We start from the raw sequence: 18,927 nt of genomic DNA on the forward strand, positions 1-18,927 counted from the left end.
TGGGAAAAACACATCTAAAAGACAAGCAGACACAGTGACTCAAAGAGGAAAGTGTTTCTATATCCTCTGAGCCGTCTTTTTTATGATCCTTTTTTCTTTACTACTTGATCAACAGAGAATAAACAAATTAACCCAAAACAGGCGGCATATTGGCTTCAAGCCAATAGTCCACAAATGCCTGAATCGTCTTTTTTAGTTCCTGAGCATCCATCGGCTTTACCAGATATCCATTTGCGCCCTTTTGGTAGCACAGTTCAATATCTTTGGGGTTAGATGATGTAGTAAAAACAACAATGGGGATTTCCTTAAAACTCTTGTCTTGCTTGAGCCGATCCAAAATGTCACGGCCATCAATACCTGGCAAATTCAGATCGAGCAAGATAACAGAGGGTCTTAGTGCTACTTTAGAATTGCGTAAGGGTTCGCTTCCTTGTTGATAGAGGAACTCTAACACCTCATCCCCATTGGTACAACGATGTATGGGGTTCTGGACGGACATGCGCTGCATCAGACGTTGTAGCATCCGAAAATCTTCATTGCTGTCCTCAACAACGAGCAGAGGTTCATGAAGTTTTTTTGTCATTCGTGGTCTTAAAAGAACTTAACAAAAATATATATTTGGTTATTATTTTAAACTATTCCAGGGTGAAATAGAAAGTTGAACCAATGCCTATGGTAGATTCAACCCAAATTTGGCCGTTATGAAGCTCAACAATCTTCTTAACAATCGCTAGTCCAGCACCTGCTCCTCCACCGTACTTTTCTTGAGAGTGGAGCCGCTTAAATAGTCGAAAGATAGTTTCTAGGTGATGCTGGGGAATTCCAATACCGTTATCTCGGATATAAAAGATTGGGGATTGGGCATGGGGCATTGGAAATTGGGGATTAGAGATTGGGTTAAGAAAAATCTTCCCTAGTCCCCAGTCCCTAGTCCCCAGTCCCTCATCTAAGTAGCCAATCTCAACCCATTGCTCTGCCTTATCGTTGTATTTGAAGGCATTACCAATGAGATTACTGAAGACTTCATTAACGAGAACTCGGTCACACTGAACTGTTGGTAAAGGTCGAGGAATACGAATATCCACAAATCTGGAGTCTTGGCGACTAGCACGAAAGACTTCAATCACTTGAGTAACTAATTCATTGAGGTCAGTTGCTTGCTCTCGCAGTTGTGCTTGTCCTAATTGCGATAACCGCAGTAGAGCATTAATAAGAGTTTCCATCCGTACAGATAAGGAAACTACTGTTTGCAAGCACTCAATTCCGTCATCATCTAAGACTTGGGCATAGTCTTCTAGCAGCACTGTCGAGAAGTTATAAATTCCCCGCAAAGGCTCTTTGAGGTCATGGGAAGCAGCGTAGGCAAAGGAGGCTAGTTCTTGGTTGCTGCGCTCTAACTCCAGGTTGATTTTAGCTAACTCATCTGCGTTAGATAGTACAATACCAACGATCGCATTACTCAGAGCGATCGCACTCTCAAGTTCACAAGTTTCCCAAGGTAGAGAAGTTAATCTAACCGTTTCTTGCCATTGTTCAAAGGATTTTCGTGGAGATAGGGTAAGGCTAGCATCTGTCTCGGCTTGAATAGTTTGGTTGGGATTACCTGCCCAGTTTACCGTTTGGATAACTTCGGGGCGAAACCAAAGAATATAATAACGCCGGACTTTAGAAATCCGCAGTAGCAGCAAGCCACTGGCAGTATCTTTAAATCTGAGCGCCTCTGAGTAAAGCTTGGGTAGAGAATCGGTGGAAAACAGGTTATCACTAACTTGAATATCTGCCCATTCAATTAATGCCTGAACTTCATCAATATTCGGTGTTGCTCCCACCAGGCTAATTTCATTATCCAGACAAACTGCCGCTCCAGTGGCACTAACAAGATCCAACAAGCGGATTTCAGGTTTAATTAGAGCATCAATAAAATTATCTGCCTGGGAAATAGACTCTAAAAAATCAGATTGTAGTGATTTGAGTTTTACCTTATAGTTCCATTCCGAATAATTAATTTTATGCGCTAATTCAGAAGACACAATCTGTCCCAAAAATTCGCAGATTTTTTGCACTTCGTAAGAAATATACTTTGGTGTTAAATGATGGCAAGATATTAATCCCCAAAGTTTCTGCTCTTGAATCAGCGAAATCACTAAAAGCGCCTTCACTCCCATATTTTGATGATATTCAGCACAACACCAATCAAAACTTCGTAGCAGAGAGTAACTTAAGTCAAGAGGCTGATGTGTTGTCGGATTTTCCGTTGGAACCAGCTTAACAGGTTCGGCTGTTAAATCGGGGAGAAATCGGAGAAAGCAGCGCCTGTATAACTCCCTAGCCTGCGCTGGAATATCTGTAGCAGGATAGTGGAGTCCTAAATAAGGTGATAAATCTTCCCGTTTGACTTCTGAAACAACACAACCCGCTCCCGACTGGTCAAATTGATAGATCATCACCCGATCAAAATCGATGATTTTTTGGACTTCTTGTGCCACTACATGCAAAAATTCTATCAGGTTTGATGTTTTTTGCATTTTTGCGATCGCTTCACCCGCCAAAGCATGAAAGTCTAAAAAACTCACCTCAGATTTTGAGTCAGTTGGTTCTAACTCCAGAATCACAGCCTCTTCTGTACGATGAGCAATAGCGTCAAAATCTCGTTGCTGATCCAAAATATTTATTGATACTTTGAAAGCATGAGGACTGCCAATTTTTTTTACCAAGCACTGCTTTACAGTTTCTATTTGTTGAGCTTCTAGTAAGTAGCTCAATGGTTTGCCAAACAAGTCTTCTGGCGCTTTGCCCAAGTGTTCTTGGGTATTGTTGCTCACTTGCAGTATCTCTAGTTGAGTACTGAGTGCCAAGAGAACGCCATGAGGTTGAATAGAGCCAGGTATATGAATAGGTTTGCGATCATGGTTAGTCAGAGCAGTAGCTTGGGTAGTAGTATTTTCAGGCTGGCTCATAAATCAACTTATGTAAAGCTGATTTTTACAATAGCGCAATTAAATGTGACATTTCTTTAAAGTATATGGTGATAAGAATGAATGCGATAAATTTTTTTTAAGTTCTATTTATACAATAAGGGTATTTAATGCGACTGGGTAATTACTGTATTCAGCACTGATTGCAAAGCATTTATGACGCTGAGAGAATGCTGATACCAGTATTGTTCCCTACGCTCTTCAAATAAATCTCATTAAAACCCATACCAGTATTCAACTGGAGCCATACAAATATTTATTTGGGAAGATAACTTTATGACCTCAACCACAACTTATACTTACGATGGCGACGGCAAACTGATATCCCAGAGCATAGACAACAATAGTGATGGGACAATAAACTCAGTTATTACCTACGGCTATAACCTGATATCGGAAAGCTCTGACTACAACGGCATTCCTTATTATGTCAAAACTTATACTTATTATGCCAACGGTAAGCAGATATCATCTAGCTATGACTACAACGGCGACGGCATCGCTGATTATGTCGAAACTTCTACTTATGATGCCAACGGTAACCAGACATCTTTAAATCGTGACACTAACGGCGATGGCATCGCTGATTATATCGAAATTTCTACTTATGATGCCAAGGGCAACAAGACATCCTTTAATCGTGACGACAACGGCGACGGCATCGCTGATTATTTCTATACCTATACTTATGATGCCAAGGGCAACCAGACATCAGAAAGCTATGACAACAACAGCGACGGCATCGCTGATTATGTCGAAACTTCTACTTATGATGCTAAGGGCAACCGCATATCCAAAACCTATGACAACAATGGTGACGGCATCTTTGATTCTGTCACAACCTATACTTATAATACCAACGGTAGGTTGACATCCGAAAGTCGTGACAACAACGGTGACGGCATCGCTGATAGTGTCACAACCTATGCTTATGATGCTAAGGGCAACCGGATATTGGAAAGCGAAGACACCAACGGCGACGGCATCCTTAATTCTGTCACAACCTATACTTATGATACCAACGGTAAGTTGACATCCGAAAGTCGTGACACCAACAGCGACGGCATCGGTGATAGTGTCACAACCTATGCTTATGATGCCAAGGGCAATCGGTTATCGGAAAGCGAAGACACCAACGGCGATGGCATTGCTGATTATGTATCAAAAAATACTTATATTTATGATATCAATGGTAAGTTGACATTTTTTAGCCGTGACGACAACGGCGACGGCATAGTTAATTATATCGAAACCTATACTTATGATGTCAACGGCAACCTGACATCGGAAAGCAAAGATTATAACGGCAACGGCATAGCTGATTCTGTCTATAATGGCGAAACTGAGAACCCTTCAATTGATTATGTCTATACCTATACTTATGATGCCAAGGGCAACCGCACATCCTTTAGCGAAGATTACAATGGCGACGGCATAGCTGATAGTGTCACAACCTATACTTATGATGCTAACGGCAATCTGACATCCTCTAGCCAAGACTACAAGGGCAAGGGCGAAATTATTAATAGTATTTATGACTACAAGCCCGATGGCATAGCTGATAATGTCAAAACCTATACCTATGGACGCACAACCGCCAGTTATGACTTCAATAATGATGGTGTAATTGATACGGTTGGTATTTATAGTTACGATGCTAAGGGAAAACTAACTACAGAAAAGATTGACAATAATCGTGATGGCATCATTGATGAGGTAACTGCTTACAGCTACGATGCTAACAACAGACTAGCAGCACAGGTGGTTGACAAAAATAATGATGGACTTGGTGACGAAATTACTACTTACAACTACGATGCCAATGGCAAACTAACTGACTCAGATATTGACAATAACAGCGATGGTATTATTGATGCAGTTACCAGTTATTTATATAATGCCAACGGTCAACTGCTTAGTACAACCACCAACGATGCAAATGTACCCAATAAAACCTTATACGGTAGCAACTGTAAAGATACACTCACTGGTGGAACTGGCAACGATCAAATTTTCGGGAAAAACGGCAACGACAAACTATTTGGATTAGCAGGGAATGACAAATTAGTTGGTGGTAAAGGTAATGATATCCTCAATGGTGGCGCTGGTAGTGATACCCTCACAGGCGGTTGTGGTAATGATAAATTTGTGATTAATAACCTAAGTGATTCGCTGCTGTCTGGTTTTGATAAAATTACTGACTTGAAAATCGGTGAAGATAAAATTGATGGTCTAAATGCAGTTTCTGCCACCAATTTGCTTCAACTTGGCACTGTTGCAAGTTTGAATCTGTCAGACATACAAAAAGTATTGACTGCAACTGCTTTTGTGGCTAAAGGTGCGGCAACTTTTACCTTAGGTACAAGCAGTCATCAACGGACTTTTGTAGCACTCAATGATAGTACTAATGGATTTTCTGCACTCACGGATGCTGTTATTGAAATTAGTGGCTACAAAGGCGACTTAACTAATTTAGCGATTGTCTAATACCAATTTTCCATAAGCTTGCACTCAATTATTACTCCTTGTCTCTTGGCGTACTTGGCGTACTTGGCGGTTCGTTTAATAATTAATGCTTCAGAAGTTGAAATAGTAAATTACCACTGACGCCTAAAAATAATTATGAACAACAACCCTCTGCCATGCTCTGATTAATTATATTTGTACAAAGTCAAATAAAAATCATCACATGCAGCAATGCAACACCAATATCCAACATCCAAAATCCGAAGCTGACTATGCTGTTAGGGAGTTTTTTTTTGCGAGTTTGGCTCCTTTGATATCGAGCAATTGTGCTAATTCGGTTGTATTCAATGACTTAACGAGACTTAAACCAAGCGACTTACTAGAAATGCTTTGAGTGTAGGCGGCGTTAAGATAGGAGGTGTATTGCGGTCTTCCTACAATGTATGTTTGGAAGAAAAGTAAACTTAAAACATTCATGTAACGACGCGCTTGGGAAGCATCGCCAATCATATCGGCAGGTAATGCTACTTGTTGATTTGCGGGGTTGGCATTGCCAATAGTGGAGAAGTGAGTACCACCTACAAGCATGACGAGATATTTTTGTGAATTCGCCAACCAGGAGAAAGGTAAAATTTGCTCAGATAAAGCTGGTGCAACTGTATCATCACTACTGCTGACAATCATTACTGGAGTTTTGATTTGACTTAAGCCAGCTTTGCCGAAAATAGAACTAGTAATGGGATTAACTGCGATCGCAGCTTTCACTCTCTCATCTTGCAGGTTATAATCCTTGCCAGACTTGCTGATGCTCAATTCTAAAGCGCGACACTGGAGCATTAAAGACATATTCCAGGTATTTTGCAGTGCTGCTGGTTGACAGTCTTGTTTTAGCTGCTCAAAGTTGATTTTAGCACCTGCTAGGGCTAAGGCTGTGTAGCCTCCCAAAGATTGACCAAATACTCCGACTTGTTGCAGATTTAGGCGACCTTTAAATCGTGAATCAGATTGATTGTCTTTTTCTAGTTGATTCAGGATGTATGTTACATCCAAAGGTCGGTCTTTAAATTCACTTGGTTCTGCTATTTCATTGACGTGTCCATTCAACAGAGAATGTAATTGTTTAGCATCACTACCAGGATGATTGGGAACAACGACGGCAAATCCGTAAGATGCTAGGTGCGTGGCTAAATATTGAAAGTTGCTGCTATCTAAACCCAAGCCGTGAGAAATCACAATTACGGGTGCGGTATTCTGGACATTGGGAATGTAAATATCAGTTAATAAAAGCCGATTGCGTGATGAGTCGAAAAACTTTAGGGTGTATTTTTGCGACTTAAACTTTCCTGGAACCTTTAAATCGGGCAATTGCGATAAATTCGGTTGTTTGATGGTAGCAGCTTCTATTTTAGACTCTTGCGAAACTGCTGCGATCGCTCGATGGGTTTGGTTAACAAGTTTATCTAATTCCGTAGCTATTTCCAAAGTCTGCGCTACGTCAAGGCGAATGCTGCTGGTGGGATATTTACGCAACACATTTAAAAGTGTCAAGCCTTCCGATTCACCAGAAGCTAAAATTAGTGCCGAACGCAAAGCAGCAAATCCTGGTTCTGGGTGACTGGTTTTAATGATTTGCGCTAACCGATGCAGCAACAATTCTCCTTGGGATGTGTAGAGGAGTTGCGAAACTACTACCGGACTAACTTTCACACGATTAAGTAAAATCCGCCGCAATTCTTGAAGCTGTTGAAGAGGCAGATATTGCTGATAGGCTGCCAAGTCTTGGTTAATTATACCTGTTTTGGCATAGTTTTCTAAAGTAGTGACTGAAATGGAAAGCTCTAAAGCTGAATAAGATGCATAAATCCGCTCTGCTGCCAAGACAGAATTGCTAATTCCAAACGTTGGCAGCACCATTGAAAGAGCCAGCAATAAGGAATTTTTTCTCAGGGTGCTGGCCCAATTACCAAACAAACTATTCATCGCTCAACTATTTCGGTAGTCTGGTTTTATCAGGTGTTGGCTTTGGTAGTTATTCTGGCGCCCTGCTTGGTTTACTTAAAGTTATTAGCCTGGATTTTATCAAAACAGAATTTAGGAGTCAGTAGTTAGAATTCTCTAGTAATTAATTCTGACTTCTGAATTCTGATTTTTGAATTCTTCTTCAAGAATTTTCTTTTGGCTATCAAGTCAAAAATCAGATCCTACAGAGTCACACAGATGGGTAAAGTATCCATCTTATAAGAGGCTGACCCCATAGTTTGCCTTCACTAGTAAATCATAACAAATAAAAAATACTCTGCCTCAGTATTTATGTTGTAGCTTTGAAGAGGGCACGAATTTACTAGATGAAAAGCCCAGTATAAATCCTGAAAAGTATTCTAATTAATTAGCTTTTCCCAAGGCGATCGCTACTGAACCTGTAACTACTAAACCCGCTCCTAATATTGCGATAAAAGTGAAGTTTTCTGATGGCATCCACTTAGATGCAATAACTGATACAGCTGCAATTGATATTAATGTCACAATGGGAGCAAGAGCTATTACTGCACTCACTCTTGATGCTTCCCAATGTTCTAATGATTCGGCAAAAGCACCGTAAGCAATTAAAGTATTCAAAGCACAAAAAACGAGCATTAATAAATGGAAGTTATCAAGTATAAAAAGTGATTGTATTTTGGCTAGAGGAGTGAATAATAAAGCACAACCCCCATAAATAATCAGCATGATACTAGGGGAAGATAAAGATTGTAATAACTGCTTTTGTGCCAAAGCATAAATAGCCCAAGCCGTTGCTCCTAGCACAATCAAGACACTACCTAGTATGTATGTGCCATGCGCTGTAATTAAATTTGTTAGTTGTTCTCGAAAAAATAAAAGATAACCGCAAGTCATAATACTGACACCAATCCATTGATACAGCCGATAACGTTCTTTAAAAATCACTAATCCTCCGAAACCTAATAAAAGGCTAGATAATTGAATGATAACTTCAGCATTACCAGGCGATGTTAGTGCTAAACCTTGCATGAATAAAAAGTAATTAGTTCCTAATAAGAGGGTAGCTATCGCTAATAATTTCCAAGAAGCAGAACGCAGTTGTTCTAACCTTGGTAATTTACCGCGTATTCCTAAATACATACCAAGCAGTAAAAAAGATATCAAAAAACGAAACCAAATGACTGTATAGACATCAAGCACTTGCAGAGCGATCGCCAGAGTAATAGGTAAAATGCCCCACAATAATACCGTTAATAGCGATAACGCTAGCCCTAAGCGCCAGCGACCAGAACTTTGATGTAGTGACATTCAAATATTTTATCCAAATTAGTGCTGATGTTAATAACCTGATTAATGCAGGTTAAATATAGAATACTTTACCTACCCAACTGAATTTATTTGTAGTCTTATAGGTTTTTTGCTCACATAAAATTTGTAAATTGTGTAGGTACTTTACATGAATATTACATTTGAAATTTGATTACAGATGTATAATTTTTTCGGTGTTAATTTACTACAAAAAATCTATGGGGATCATACCCATAATAAGCTTAGTAGTCTTTCTTACTGGCTTATCAATTTACTTGCTACTGACCTCAAGAGGTCGGTTTTTACTCAAATCTTTGCTGACAAAAATAAAACGTCAAGGGTGGAGATTCAGATATGACAAGCTTAATTACTTGAGATCAAGATTTTTAAAGACTATAACAATTGCTGCCATTATTCTGGCAGCAGTAATAGCTGGAAATACTGTATCAGCCCAAGTAACACTGCCGCTAGCTTCCCTCAAGAGCGTATCGGTTCCACAGCCTGACAATCTTGGAGACTTCGTAAAAGACAAAGCAGCTGCAATCAAATTAGGAAAAACTCTCTTTTGGGATATGCAGGTTGGGAGCGACGGACAAACCTCCTGTGCTAGTTGTCACTTCCATGCTGGAGCCGACAATAGATCCAAAAATCAGATTTCTCCTGGGCTTTTGCGGATTAACGCTGATGGTACTGTGAATCCGGATACAGTTTTTAATATAGGTGGTGCGCCAAACTACCAACTTAAACCGGGAGATTTTCCCTTCCACAAGCTGTCAGACCCGAATAATCCTAATACCGTTGTATCTGACCGAAATGATGTCAGTTCTTCTCAGGGTGTCTCCAATACTAAGTTTGTTGATGTCATCCCTGGTAGCGCGGAAGACAAAGTAAAAACGGAGCCAGATCCGGTGTTTAACGTCGGAGGTACAAATGTGCGCCGCGTCCAGCCGCGTAACACCCCAACCGTAATTAATTCAGCATTCAACTTCCGCAACTTTTGGGATGGAAGGGCACAGAACATCTTTAATGGGGTGAATCCCTTTGGTTTAAGAGATCCTAACGCCTCTGTGGTAAAAGCAGAAAAGCAAAATCAGCTTAAATTTGTCAAAATCAGGCTGAGTAATTCGTCTTTGGCTTCTCAGGCGCTCGGGCCGCCACTCAGTTCCTTCGAGTTGTCGGGTGATGGTCGCACTTTTCAAGAAATTGGTGATAAGTTCGGGCGAATTGACAACAAAAAATCTCTCACCAAACTGCCTCCAGATAATCTAGATAACATTGCTGATACTTTGGTTGGACCGCTACTCAATTCCGTTGATGAACTTACTGATAATTTGACGCAAATTGGCGACAGTAAATCTCTGAGCACACTGCTGCAAAATGTTCTGTCAATTAGAGGTACAAAGCTCCCCCGAGTCCTGGGGCAAAAGTTATCTCGCCTCAGACCGCTAGGCAAACAGATTGTGGATCCACAAGACAGCGTTTTAGGTGCAGACAGTAGATATCCTCAGCCCGGACTCAAGGATAAAACCTACGATCAGCTGATTAAAGATGCCTTTAACCCGGAGTGGTGGAAGTCTAATCAACTTATCCAGGTTGATGCTAAAGGTAGACGGACTTTTGTCAATAGCGCTGATAACTCTTCCAACACCGATGAGTACACGCTGTTGGAGTATAACTTCTCGCTGTTCTTTGGGCTGGCAATTCAGTTGTACGAGTCTACACTCATTGCCAACGATACGCCCTTTGATCGCTTCTTAGAGGGAAACACCACAGCCCTAACTAAGCAGCAGCAACTAGGTCAACAACTGTTCCAGGGCAAGGCTCTGTGTATTGGTTGTCACGTTGGATCGGAATTAACAGCTGCTTCAGTGAGCAGCGTGGCTAAAGACGGACGAATCAAACGTGCGCCGTTCGGTGCAAGACCCGCTGAAGACAATGGTTTCTTCAATATCGGCGTTAGACCTGTTACGGACGACCCCGGTTTGGGTGGTAATGACCCTGTGCAGAATAATCCGCTTTCAGAGGCACGATTGGCTCAGTTAGGGAAATTTCAGCTTCTCCTTGGCGAAAACCCTCCCGTCCTCAATCCACCGTTGAATTCTAGTGAAACTGTAACTGCAAACGGAGCTTTCAAAGCGCCTGGACTTCGCAATGTCGAACTCACTGCTCCCTACTTCCACAATGGAGGTCAAGCAACTTTAGAGCAAGTGGTTGATTTTTACAATCGAGGTGGTGACTTTGGAGTTCTTCCCCCACTGAATCTATCACCAGAAGAAAAACAGCAATTGGTCGCCTTTTTAAAGGCACTGACTGATGAGCGAGTTAGGTATGAGAAAGCGCCTTTTGATCATCCGCAACTTTTCGTGCCCAATGGACATCCAGGTAATCAGAAATTTGTTACCGACGATGGTACAGGCAAAGCTACAGATAGCTTCCTGGAAATTCCTGCTGTTGGTAGGTATGGCGGTAGTGCTATACGAAATTTCTTGAAATAACATTTCGCGAAATACCTGATACCGATAGATTATGTAGGGGCATACAGCTAACTGTAAGCCCCTATATTTATTTAAGGAGTGCGTAGGCGTAGCCCGCACTTCGATACCTTTCGGCTTCTCTACGAGACGCTACGCGTAGCTTGCTTCCCCGTAGGGGTACGCTCAAGGCAAGAAGCTCAGTGACCACCGGAGGCATCGCCAAGTATCGGTTCTATATTGCTAACTTTGGTATTGTCCAGATTGCTAACTTTGGTATTGTCCAGGTAATTATAGACTCTTCTGGAAACTTCACGGACAAAATCTCCAGCTTTGGGATCGTAGTTTGGTCTTTGCACCAAAACACCTGCTAAGTAGCTTTTGCCATTGGGCATTTGAATTATACCCGCATCACCAATGATAAATCTCAATGTACCAGTTTTGTGAGCGATCGTAGCTCCTTGACCAATACCAGCTGGTAGTAAACTATTAGTTTTGACATGGCGCATAATGCCTAAAACTTGATTGCGGCTATTTGGGGATAACAAACGATTATTAGAAACTAACGCCGCCAATCTGACCAGATCTTTAGAACTAGTGGTATTTGTGCCAGCGATGTCTGGAAGTAGATTCCGAAGTGCTGTATTTTGCAATCCCCAGCTACGAAAACGTTGGCTAACTTTTGCTGCACCACCCAAGCGATCGAGAATCAGATTTGTGGCGGTATTATCGCTGATTGTCATCATCAAGGTAGCAGTTTCTAAGACGTTAAATTTAGTACCGATGGGTTTGTATTGCATAGTTCCAGATTCACCAACCTTTAAATCGCGCCGCATCACTAATTTATCGGTGAGTTTAATTCTACCTGCATCTATTTCTTGGAAAAGAGCCACTAATAAGGGAAATTTAATTGTACTAGCAGCAGCAAATCTTTTTTCGCCATTAATATCTATATAGTTTCCTGTAGCTAAATCTAAGAAAAATATTCCTGAATTTAATGTTTTATAACTTGTTAATAAAGTGCGAATTTGAGAAGTGATGCCAATCATCTCTTGACCAAGATTTACAACTCCAGCAAATGTAGATGCATCTGTAGATTTGATGGCGATATCTTCTCTATTTTCCCCAATAATGGGATTGTTTTGGTGGTCAAATGAATTGAATTTGAAAATCCAATGAGAACGAGAATCTCCTTTAATTGATATATTTTGGGAAGTTACATCATAACCAGGAGCTAACTCTATGACAAAACGAGTTGTTTGAGACTCTGGTTTGCCGAGGCGAATTTCTCTCACCGCATTCCCAAAACTTTGTTTGACACTATCAGAATTAAAATTAGTTCCAGGTAAGTCAATTACCAATCGGCTAGGATTATCTAATAAAAAGGCTTTTGGTTCTATTCCCGAAGTGGTAGTTAGGTCTAATTGGTTTTGGCTAGAATCATAGTACCAAGACTGTAATTGTGAGGCTTTAGCTTGTTCTGCAACTAGAACCAAACTGCTTAAAGCAATCGCCAGTAGATGTGATTTCATGTTGTGAATGTGGGTGTGCAAGTAAAAAGCAACTAATCAGCTTTACTTAGATTTTTTTCTGATGATTGTGCTGAACTTCCGGAGAAAAATTCAGAAATTCCATTGAGTTATTTTTGGAGATGATATTTGGGATTAGATAAGCACGATAAATCATCATTACTTATTCAAAGTAAATCGCTGACAGTCTTGTTTGTGATATGAGTTGACAACAACAGAAATTGTTAATCTAGCGGAACGACGAGCCAAAGATTAATTATGTTTCCAACTTATATTTTGTATAGAGATAATTTTAAAGATGTTTGAAACGGTAGTGATTTAGGGTTAAAACACTTTGTAGTTGTTACTGACGGCAAAAAAGTTTCCAAGTATGATAACCCTAAACACCTTGCCAAACAAGAGAGAAACCTTAAACGTAAACAGAACAAATTGTTCAGCCGTATGCAACTATGAGTAGTTCACAATACCTCATCTTCAATACCACGCCACCATTCTCCCAAATTCATCAAGTCTTGGTAAATGTCTTTTAATTCTTTGTAGTAGGTATCGTCTGTCAGCGTGGCTCGACGCTCTTGCAGTTTCTTGAGACGCAATTGTACCAATAGCCAAGGTTTAGTGATGCCATCAGTTGCTTCGATATATTGGGCTAGTTCTTTGCTATCCATATATTTTGATTTTAATCTTACTACTTTTAAGATACAGGAGGCAGGGGAAATAGTGTCCTCAGCAAGAACTACAGCAACTAAAACAAGCAAGAGTATAAAGTCTCAGATTTGCTAGCTTGCAATTGATGAGGGTTGAAGGCTCTATGAGAATGGCGTCCTTCTCCTTACAATAAAAACTGCCTCCTTTATGATACAGGAGGCAGTTTAGAGAAACCAAAGGAAATCAGGGAGAGTAATTGTCAATTAACAGGCTGTTTACAATACCCTCTTATGTAAGACTTACGCGCACTCTAAGATTCTTCTTTGCCAGAGGCTGCAGGTTGGCGGAAGCCTACGCACCAGAAGGCGTCTTCTCCTTGAAAAACACGAAGCGCGAAGGCAGTTCGATAAATAAAGCTTTTTAGCAATTTTTGCGTAAGTCTTGTTAGAGATAGAAATCACCTCTGCTATTTACGGAGTCGCAAGGAAGTTAGAAGACGGAGTGCTGCGACCATTACGACCAACAGATGGGATCTTAAGAAAGTCAACTATAACTTTAATATTCTGTCCAGAAAGTCTCTGCTCTATATGCCTAGCCAATAAAAAACAGCCACGATGCTAATCATGGCTGCTGATAATCTTTACTATTAACTAATTATTTTTAATTTATATATAGGACTCGTATTTGATTTTTGAAAAAACTCAGTACACCTTTATTGCTTCTTCCCAGCGATGCACTGAGTTTCGACTTTGCAAAAATCGAGTTTCGGCTACGCGGTAATCGAGCCAAGTCGAGATTCAACTACCGCTAGTCTTTGTGTCCCCAGTCGCCGGTCTTTACGAGTAATTCTGGAATCAAATCGGATTGCTATATTTAGTAAAACCTCTTGTTAAAACCATTTATAATAAACAGTTTTTTAGTTATGATTAAAAAAATAATTATCAATTATTATTAATAACTGATAATTATTTTAAAACTTTTAGTTAATTAAACTTAAGCCAAGTTTTAGTCGGCAAAGTCCTAGTTCCCCAAGTTATCTAGGAAATTCTTGATGAACGCTGGACAGGCTTTTCTGTAATTAATAAGCTTGAGCCAAGTTTTCAGCAGCAAAGTCCCAGTTCACCAAGTTGTCTAGAAAATTCTTGATGAACGCTGGACGGGCGTTTCTGTAGTCAATGTAGTAGGCGTGTTCCCAAACATCCAAGGTTAAGAGTGCCTTCTTACCATGAGCTAAAGGGTTTTCTGCATTTGGTGTTTTGATCACCTTCAACGTACCACCATCATCAATAAGCCAAGACCAGCCACTACCGAATTGAGTTGTGGCCGCGTTAGAGAACTCTTCCTTGAATTTGTCAAAGCTGCCAAAATCTTTATCGATTTTGGCTGCGAGATCGCCAGTGGGTGTACCACCACCTGCTGGTTTCAAGGAATTCCAAAAGAAGGTGTGATTCCAAACTTGGGCAGCATTGTTGAAAATTCCGGCTTTAGAGGAGTCTTTGAAGGAAATTTGGATCACCTCTTCCAGAGATTTATCAGCAAGTTCTGTACCTTCGGTAAGCTTGTTGAGGTTGTCTACATAAGCTTTGTGATGTTTGCCATAGTGATACTCAAAAGTTTCAGCTTTCATGCCATAAGGCTCTAAAGCATTTTTATCGAAGGGTAGTGGTTCTTGTACAAATGCCATTGTGTCAAATCCTCTCTTTACCGATTTCTAGTTTTAAGCTATTGCAGAAGCTTAGGAAATTAACAGCTTTTATTTTTAAGGTTTTATGTTTTTAATGATGAAACATAAAACTTAACATTGTCATTTTACTACTAAAGTGAAGATAAAAACAAAGTACTTAGTCTAATAAGTAAAATAAGTCAAATCAATAGGAAATAATGACTATAAATAAAAATGACTAATATTTCCTAGATAAAAACCAATAAGTAATTAAGTAGGTAGGTAGACATAGTTAAACGTAAAATGCCAACCAGTGAAATCATCTTCCTGAGCAGCTTTTACCTTGTAGAGGTGGTGCAGTCTTTTCTACGAGACCTACACGTTGGCGAACGCGAGTAGCATGTCACAGACAAGCCTCTGGCAGAGAAGGGGTTTCTCCAAGCGGATCAACTGCTGTTCTTTTGCCTTCAGCAAAACTACCTTTTACTTAGCATTTAACAATTAAAGCTTTCTGGCTTCTACCTGTAGCGGGATTAATTCTAATTTTAAGGATCAGTCGAAAGCGTGATGATTTAGTACTTAAAATAAAGCTAAGGTTTAGAATAGGAAAATAAAAATTTTAATAAATATAGCTAATAGCAAAATTGTTAATCTTTTGCAGATGAGCTATTTTTGGGTGCAGTTTTAAGGATGGTAAGTGAATCATGACTCATCTACCACCCTTTTGAACTAAAAAACTAACAGCAAATAGTGGTATAGCGGTTATCAGTTGAGTAGCTGAAAGAACCCTACCCCAACTCCCTCCCTGTTCTTCGAGAGCTTGCTCTGATGTATCTCATTGGATTAGGAAAAGCTACAATCACCACTGATGAGATAAACGCTGCTGGTAGTAATTTACAATTTTTGCTGTGACTTCGGAAATATTCAGGCCATCGGTTTGAACTTCGATCGCATCTGCCGCTTTTTGCAAAGGGGAAACTTTACGTGTACTATCTTTCCAGTCACGTTCTGCAATATCGCGTTCCAGTTGCTCTAAACTCACTTCGGGTTGGCCTTGTTTGTGAAAGTCTTCCTGGCGGCGACGGGCGCGTTCACTTACAGAAGCGGTTAAGAAAATTTTCACTTCGGCATCGGGGAATACGTGAGTACCGATGTCTCGACCTTCAGCGACTAAACCGCCTTTCTTTCCCCAATTTTGCTGTTGTTTAACCAGTGCTTGACGGACAGCACTTTGTGCAGCGATCGCAGATACTTGAGATGTGACCTCAATCGTGCGAATTGCTTGGGTAACATCGATACCGTCAATCCAAACCCCCACGGACGATTGTAAATCCTGGGTAGGGGTAAGTTCAATTTTAGACTGGTTGGTTAATTCTGCGATCGCACACTCATCATCAATGGCAATCCCCTTTTGTAGTACTAACCAAGTCACAGCTCGGTACATCGCTCCTGTATCTAAATAGACTAAATTTAGATTTGCTGCCACTTGACGCGCCACTGTGGATTTTCCAGCCCCGGCTGGGCCATCAATGGCGATAATGGGTTGACGATCGCGCAATATAATATTGTCAATCAAACGTGTAGACCCAAGACGAGCTGCGATCGCCAACATTCCTTCCTCCTCAACTTTTTCTAAAGACATTAACGTAGTCGGTTCAACCAATTCAATATATTCCACTAAAATCGTCTTGACTATTGCCACTTCTTCCTGGACAAGTGCTATCAACCTGTTACTATTGCGATCGCCTGCAAGGAAAGCAGCTTGAGCTCGTCGCAAGCCGCGATATAATACCGCGGCTTGCTCTTTTGCCGTTGCAGTCAAATATTGATTACGAGAACTGAAGGCAAGACCCGAAGCTTCCCGTACTATTGGACAACTAACAATTTCTACTGACAAATTTAAGTCAGCTACTAAGCGTTTAATAATTGCCAGTTGCTGACCATCCTTTTGGCCAAAGTAGGCACGGTCAGGCTGTACCAAGTTGAAAAGTTTGGTCACAATCGTAGCGACACCTTGAAAGTGACCTTGCCGAGAACGACCACACAAGCCTGTTATCATAGCAGATGGTGGGATAACTTGTGTAACCTTTGATTCTTGTATACTCTTCTGGGGAACTGCCATCTCTTCCGGAGTTGGCGCAAAAATTGCATCTACCCCAGCTTGTTCACACAGTTTTTGGTCTTGCTCTAAAGTGCGGGGATAGCGTTGATAATCCTCATTGGGAGCAAATTGCAGGGGATTGACAAAAATACTCACAATCACCCTAGAATTTTCTTGCCGCGCCCGTTGAATTAAGCTTAAATGACCATGATGCAAATTTCCCATCGTTGGCACCAGACCGACTGCCGTCTGATACCAGCCAGTCATCTCATCTAGTTTTAGATCCTCAGTAACCGCAATTAGCTTGTTTTCTGAGCAGCGTTTAGTTAAATAGCAGCGTAAAGCTGCGACTGTTGTCAGCAGGCGCACAAAAATACCCCTAGTTCTTATCGATCCCTCCCCCGTTAGTTTATATCTGAAATAGAGGGAAGAGATAATTGAGCTAGGGGAATTGTTATGGGGAGTGGGCATTGGGCACTTGTACTCCCCTTCGACTACGCTCAGGAACCGCGACTTGTGCCAAGCGTTGCCGAGGTAAGCCGTTGGCGCAGCCTCTCGTAGAGAAGTATTGGGCATTGGGAAAAACCCTATTCCCTATTCCCTACTCGACTATTTCCCTAAGACTTCAATATGTACTGGTGCTACGCCACTGCCCATCATTCCCAAAACCCGAGCTGCCCCAGCAGACAGGTCTATGACTCGACCGCGAACGAATGGGCCTCGGTCATTAATCCGCACTACTACAGAACGACCGTTGCGGGTGTTGGTTACCCGGACTTGTGTACCAAAGGGTAAGCTGCGATGAGCAGCAGTCATTCCTTCTGGGTTAAATCTCTGTCCGCTAGCAGTACGATTACCAGAACCGTCATAGCCGTAATAAGAAGCTATGCCTCTCAAGGTGGCTCGCACTATTCCAACAGCCTCTTGAGGTAGCTTTTGTATTGATTCTGGCAGACGCACTGGTAAATTAGCAATTTCTTTTAAGGGAGATGCATTGCCTAGAAGTCTCCGCAGGCGATTGGTTGCTTGCAATGCATCTTGCGCTAGATTGTTGGTGGTATCTGCTAGTCGGGTATCTTCGTTGATTTCGACTAATTCTTCGTCATTAACTTTGATTACATAGCGATCGCCATTTTGTTGGACTGGGGCGCTTTTATTTTGCGCTTGATTGTCAGTCGATTTTTCCCCTGCTTTCCAACTTACGGTAATCTTACTCCCATCTACATTTTCCCGATTCAACTGGTTGATCTTAGCTGCTATTACACCAGCTATCTGAACCGGGTCATTGTCGGCGGAGCTAATCTGGTTACTCACATCTGTCATGTTCCCAGTATCAAGCCCATTTGATGAATTGCTAGCAATAAGGGCGTACTTTTGTACGCCCCCAGAATTTCCAATTGCACCAACTTTTTTAGTTTCAAGACTTGTATTTGATACAGAACTCAAAAAGGTGAGAACAGGTATATTTCGGATAAAAAGGGTTGCCGCCTTACGTCCTCTAATGTTGTGAGGATGAATTTCTGTAATCACAGCATCCAAGGTTTGTTTCCCTGCTCTGGATTGGTACTCTCCCACTTTCACCACATCAGAGGCGGCTGATTTCTGGGAAGCTAGCGCATTTCCCTTGATGGTTTGAGTGCAGCCAACTGAGGGTATGCCCAAAGCAGCCATAGACAGGGCAACAATAATCCACAAATGTCTTTGATTCATGCGTCCGTTTTTTAAAGCGACTGTAGAATTTAAGTTTTATAATTCGCAGGATTCTTTACTT

The 18,927-nt window shown here is 41.1% G+C and carries 11 protein-coding genes and 1 pseudogene; 3 read left to right on the top strand and 9 right to left on the bottom strand.

Going from position 1 to position 18,927, the window contains the following annotated elements; genetic code table 11:
• Positions 1-127: 127 nt before the first annotated feature.
• Positions 128-583 (bottom strand): response regulator, encoded by a 456-nt coding sequence (locus V7L20_RS19575; RefSeq protein ID WP_334745684.1) that lies wholly within the window; start codon positions 581-583, stop codon positions 128-130.
• Positions 584-635: 52 nt separating this feature from the next.
• A complete protein-coding gene (locus V7L20_RS19580; RefSeq protein WP_334745685.1) occupies positions 636-2,957 on the bottom strand; it encodes an ATP-binding protein in 2,322 nt (773 codons plus the stop codon).
• Between the two features lie 294 nt (positions 2,958-3,251).
• Here V7L20_RS19580 and V7L20_RS19585 point away from each other — a divergent pair, with 294 nt between their 5' ends.
• Positions 3,252-5,462, top strand: a complete 2,211-nt coding sequence (locus tag V7L20_RS19585; protein WP_334745686.1) for a bluetail domain-containing putative surface protein — start codon at positions 3,252-3,254, stop codon at positions 5,460-5,462.
• Between the two features lie 249 nt (positions 5,463-5,711).
• Here V7L20_RS19585 and V7L20_RS19590 read toward each other — a convergent pair whose 3' ends face one another.
• Both V7L20_RS19590 and V7L20_RS19595 read right to left on the bottom strand, forming a co-directional pair.
• The gene (locus tag V7L20_RS19590) at positions 5,712-7,421 is read right to left on the bottom strand and encodes an alpha/beta hydrolase (RefSeq protein ID WP_334745687.1); all 1,710 of its coding nucleotides are present in this window, start codon (positions 7,419-7,421) and stop codon (positions 5,712-5,714) included.
• A gap of 402 nt (positions 7,422-7,823) precedes the next feature.
• Entirely contained in the window at positions 7,824-8,747 is a 924-nt protein-coding gene (locus tag V7L20_RS19595) for a DMT family transporter (protein ID WP_334745688.1), read from the bottom strand.
• Positions 8,748-8,965: 218 nt separating this feature from the next.
• Here V7L20_RS19595 and V7L20_RS19600 point away from each other — a divergent pair, with 218 nt between their 5' ends.
• Positions 8,966-11,242 (top strand): cytochrome-c peroxidase, encoded by a 2,277-nt coding sequence (locus V7L20_RS19600; RefSeq protein WP_442943584.1) that lies wholly within the window; start codon positions 8,966-8,968, stop codon positions 11,240-11,242.
• Positions 11,243-11,418: 176 nt separating this feature from the next.
• On the opposite strand, the gene V7L20_RS19605 is transcribed toward V7L20_RS19600, so the two are convergent.
• Entirely contained in the window at positions 11,419-12,750 is a 1,332-nt protein-coding gene (locus V7L20_RS19605) for a serine hydrolase (RefSeq protein WP_334745690.1), read from the bottom strand.
• A gap of 306 nt (positions 12,751-13,056) precedes the next feature.
• Here V7L20_RS19605 and V7L20_RS19610 point away from each other — a divergent pair.
• Positions 13,057-13,179 (top strand): annotated as a pseudogene (locus V7L20_RS19610) (RNA-guided endonuclease TnpB family protein); the annotation flags it as partial.
• Between the two features lie 26 nt (positions 13,180-13,205).
• Here the strand turns inward: V7L20_RS19610 and V7L20_RS19615 are convergent.
• The 4 genes from V7L20_RS19615 to V7L20_RS19630 all read right to left on the bottom strand — a co-directional run bounded on the left by V7L20_RS19615 (position 13,206) and on the right by V7L20_RS19630 (position 18,866).
• The gene (locus V7L20_RS19615) at positions 13,206-13,412 is read right to left on the bottom strand and encodes a hypothetical protein (RefSeq protein WP_334745691.1); all 207 of its coding nucleotides are present in this window, start codon (positions 13,410-13,412) and stop codon (positions 13,206-13,208) included.
• Positions 13,413-14,470: 1,058 nt separating this feature from the next.
• A complete protein-coding gene (locus V7L20_RS19620) occupies positions 14,471-15,076 on the bottom strand; it encodes a superoxide dismutase (protein WP_334745692.1) in 606 nt (201 codons plus the stop codon).
• Between the two features lie 838 nt (positions 15,077-15,914).
• Positions 15,915-17,525 carry a bifunctional pantoate--beta-alanine ligase/(d)CMP kinase gene (locus V7L20_RS19625; protein ID WP_334745693.1) on the bottom strand — a complete coding sequence of 537 codons (1,611 nt, stop codon included), beginning with the start codon at positions 17,523-17,525 and terminating at the stop codon, positions 15,915-15,917.
• 240 nt (positions 17,526-17,765) lie between these two features.
• Positions 17,766-18,866: a septal ring lytic transglycosylase RlpA family protein gene (locus V7L20_RS19630; protein ID WP_334745694.1), complete on the bottom strand. Its 1,101-nt coding sequence runs from the start codon at positions 18,864-18,866 to the stop codon at positions 17,766-17,768.
• Between the last annotated feature and the right edge of the window lie 61 nt (positions 18,867-18,927).

It is taken from the genome of Nostoc sp. (genome assembly GCF_036916735.1).
GTDB lineage: Bacteria > Cyanobacteriota > Cyanobacteriia > Cyanobacteriales > Nostocaceae > Nostoc.

Excerpts from the sequence above, each read along its gene's own strand:
- V7L20_RS19575 (WP_334745684.1), bottom strand. The coding sequence starts at position 583 with ATGACAAAAAAACTTCATGAACCTCTGCTCGTTGTTGAGGACAGCAAT.
- V7L20_RS19580 (WP_334745685.1), bottom strand. The coding sequence starts at position 2,957 with ATGAGCCAGCCTGAAAATACTACTACCCAAGCTACTGCTCTGACTAAC.
- V7L20_RS19585 (WP_334745686.1), top strand. The coding sequence starts at position 3,252 with ATGACCTCAACCACAACTTATACTTACGATGGCGACGGCAAACTGATA.
- V7L20_RS19590 (WP_334745687.1), bottom strand. The coding sequence starts at position 7,421 with ATGAATAGTTTGTTTGGTAATTGGGCCAGCACCCTGAGAAAAAATTCC.
- V7L20_RS19595 (WP_334745688.1), bottom strand. The coding sequence starts at position 8,747 with ATGTCACTACATCAAAGTTCTGGTCGCTGGCGCTTAGGGCTAGCGTTA.
- V7L20_RS19600 (WP_442943584.1), top strand. The coding sequence starts at position 8,966 with ATGGGGATCATACCCATAATAAGCTTAGTAGTCTTTCTTACTGGCTTA.
- V7L20_RS19605 (WP_334745690.1), bottom strand. The coding sequence starts at position 12,750 with ATGAAATCACATCTACTGGCGATTGCTTTAAGCAGTTTGGTTCTAGTT.
- V7L20_RS19615 (WP_334745691.1), bottom strand. The coding sequence starts at position 13,412 with ATGGATAGCAAAGAACTAGCCCAATATATCGAAGCAACTGATGGCATC.
- V7L20_RS19620 (WP_334745692.1), bottom strand. The coding sequence starts at position 15,076 with ATGGCATTTGTACAAGAACCACTACCCTTCGATAAAAATGCTTTAGAG.
- V7L20_RS19630 (WP_334745694.1), bottom strand. The coding sequence starts at position 18,866 with ATGAATCAAAGACATTTGTGGATTATTGTTGCCCTGTCTATGGCTGCT.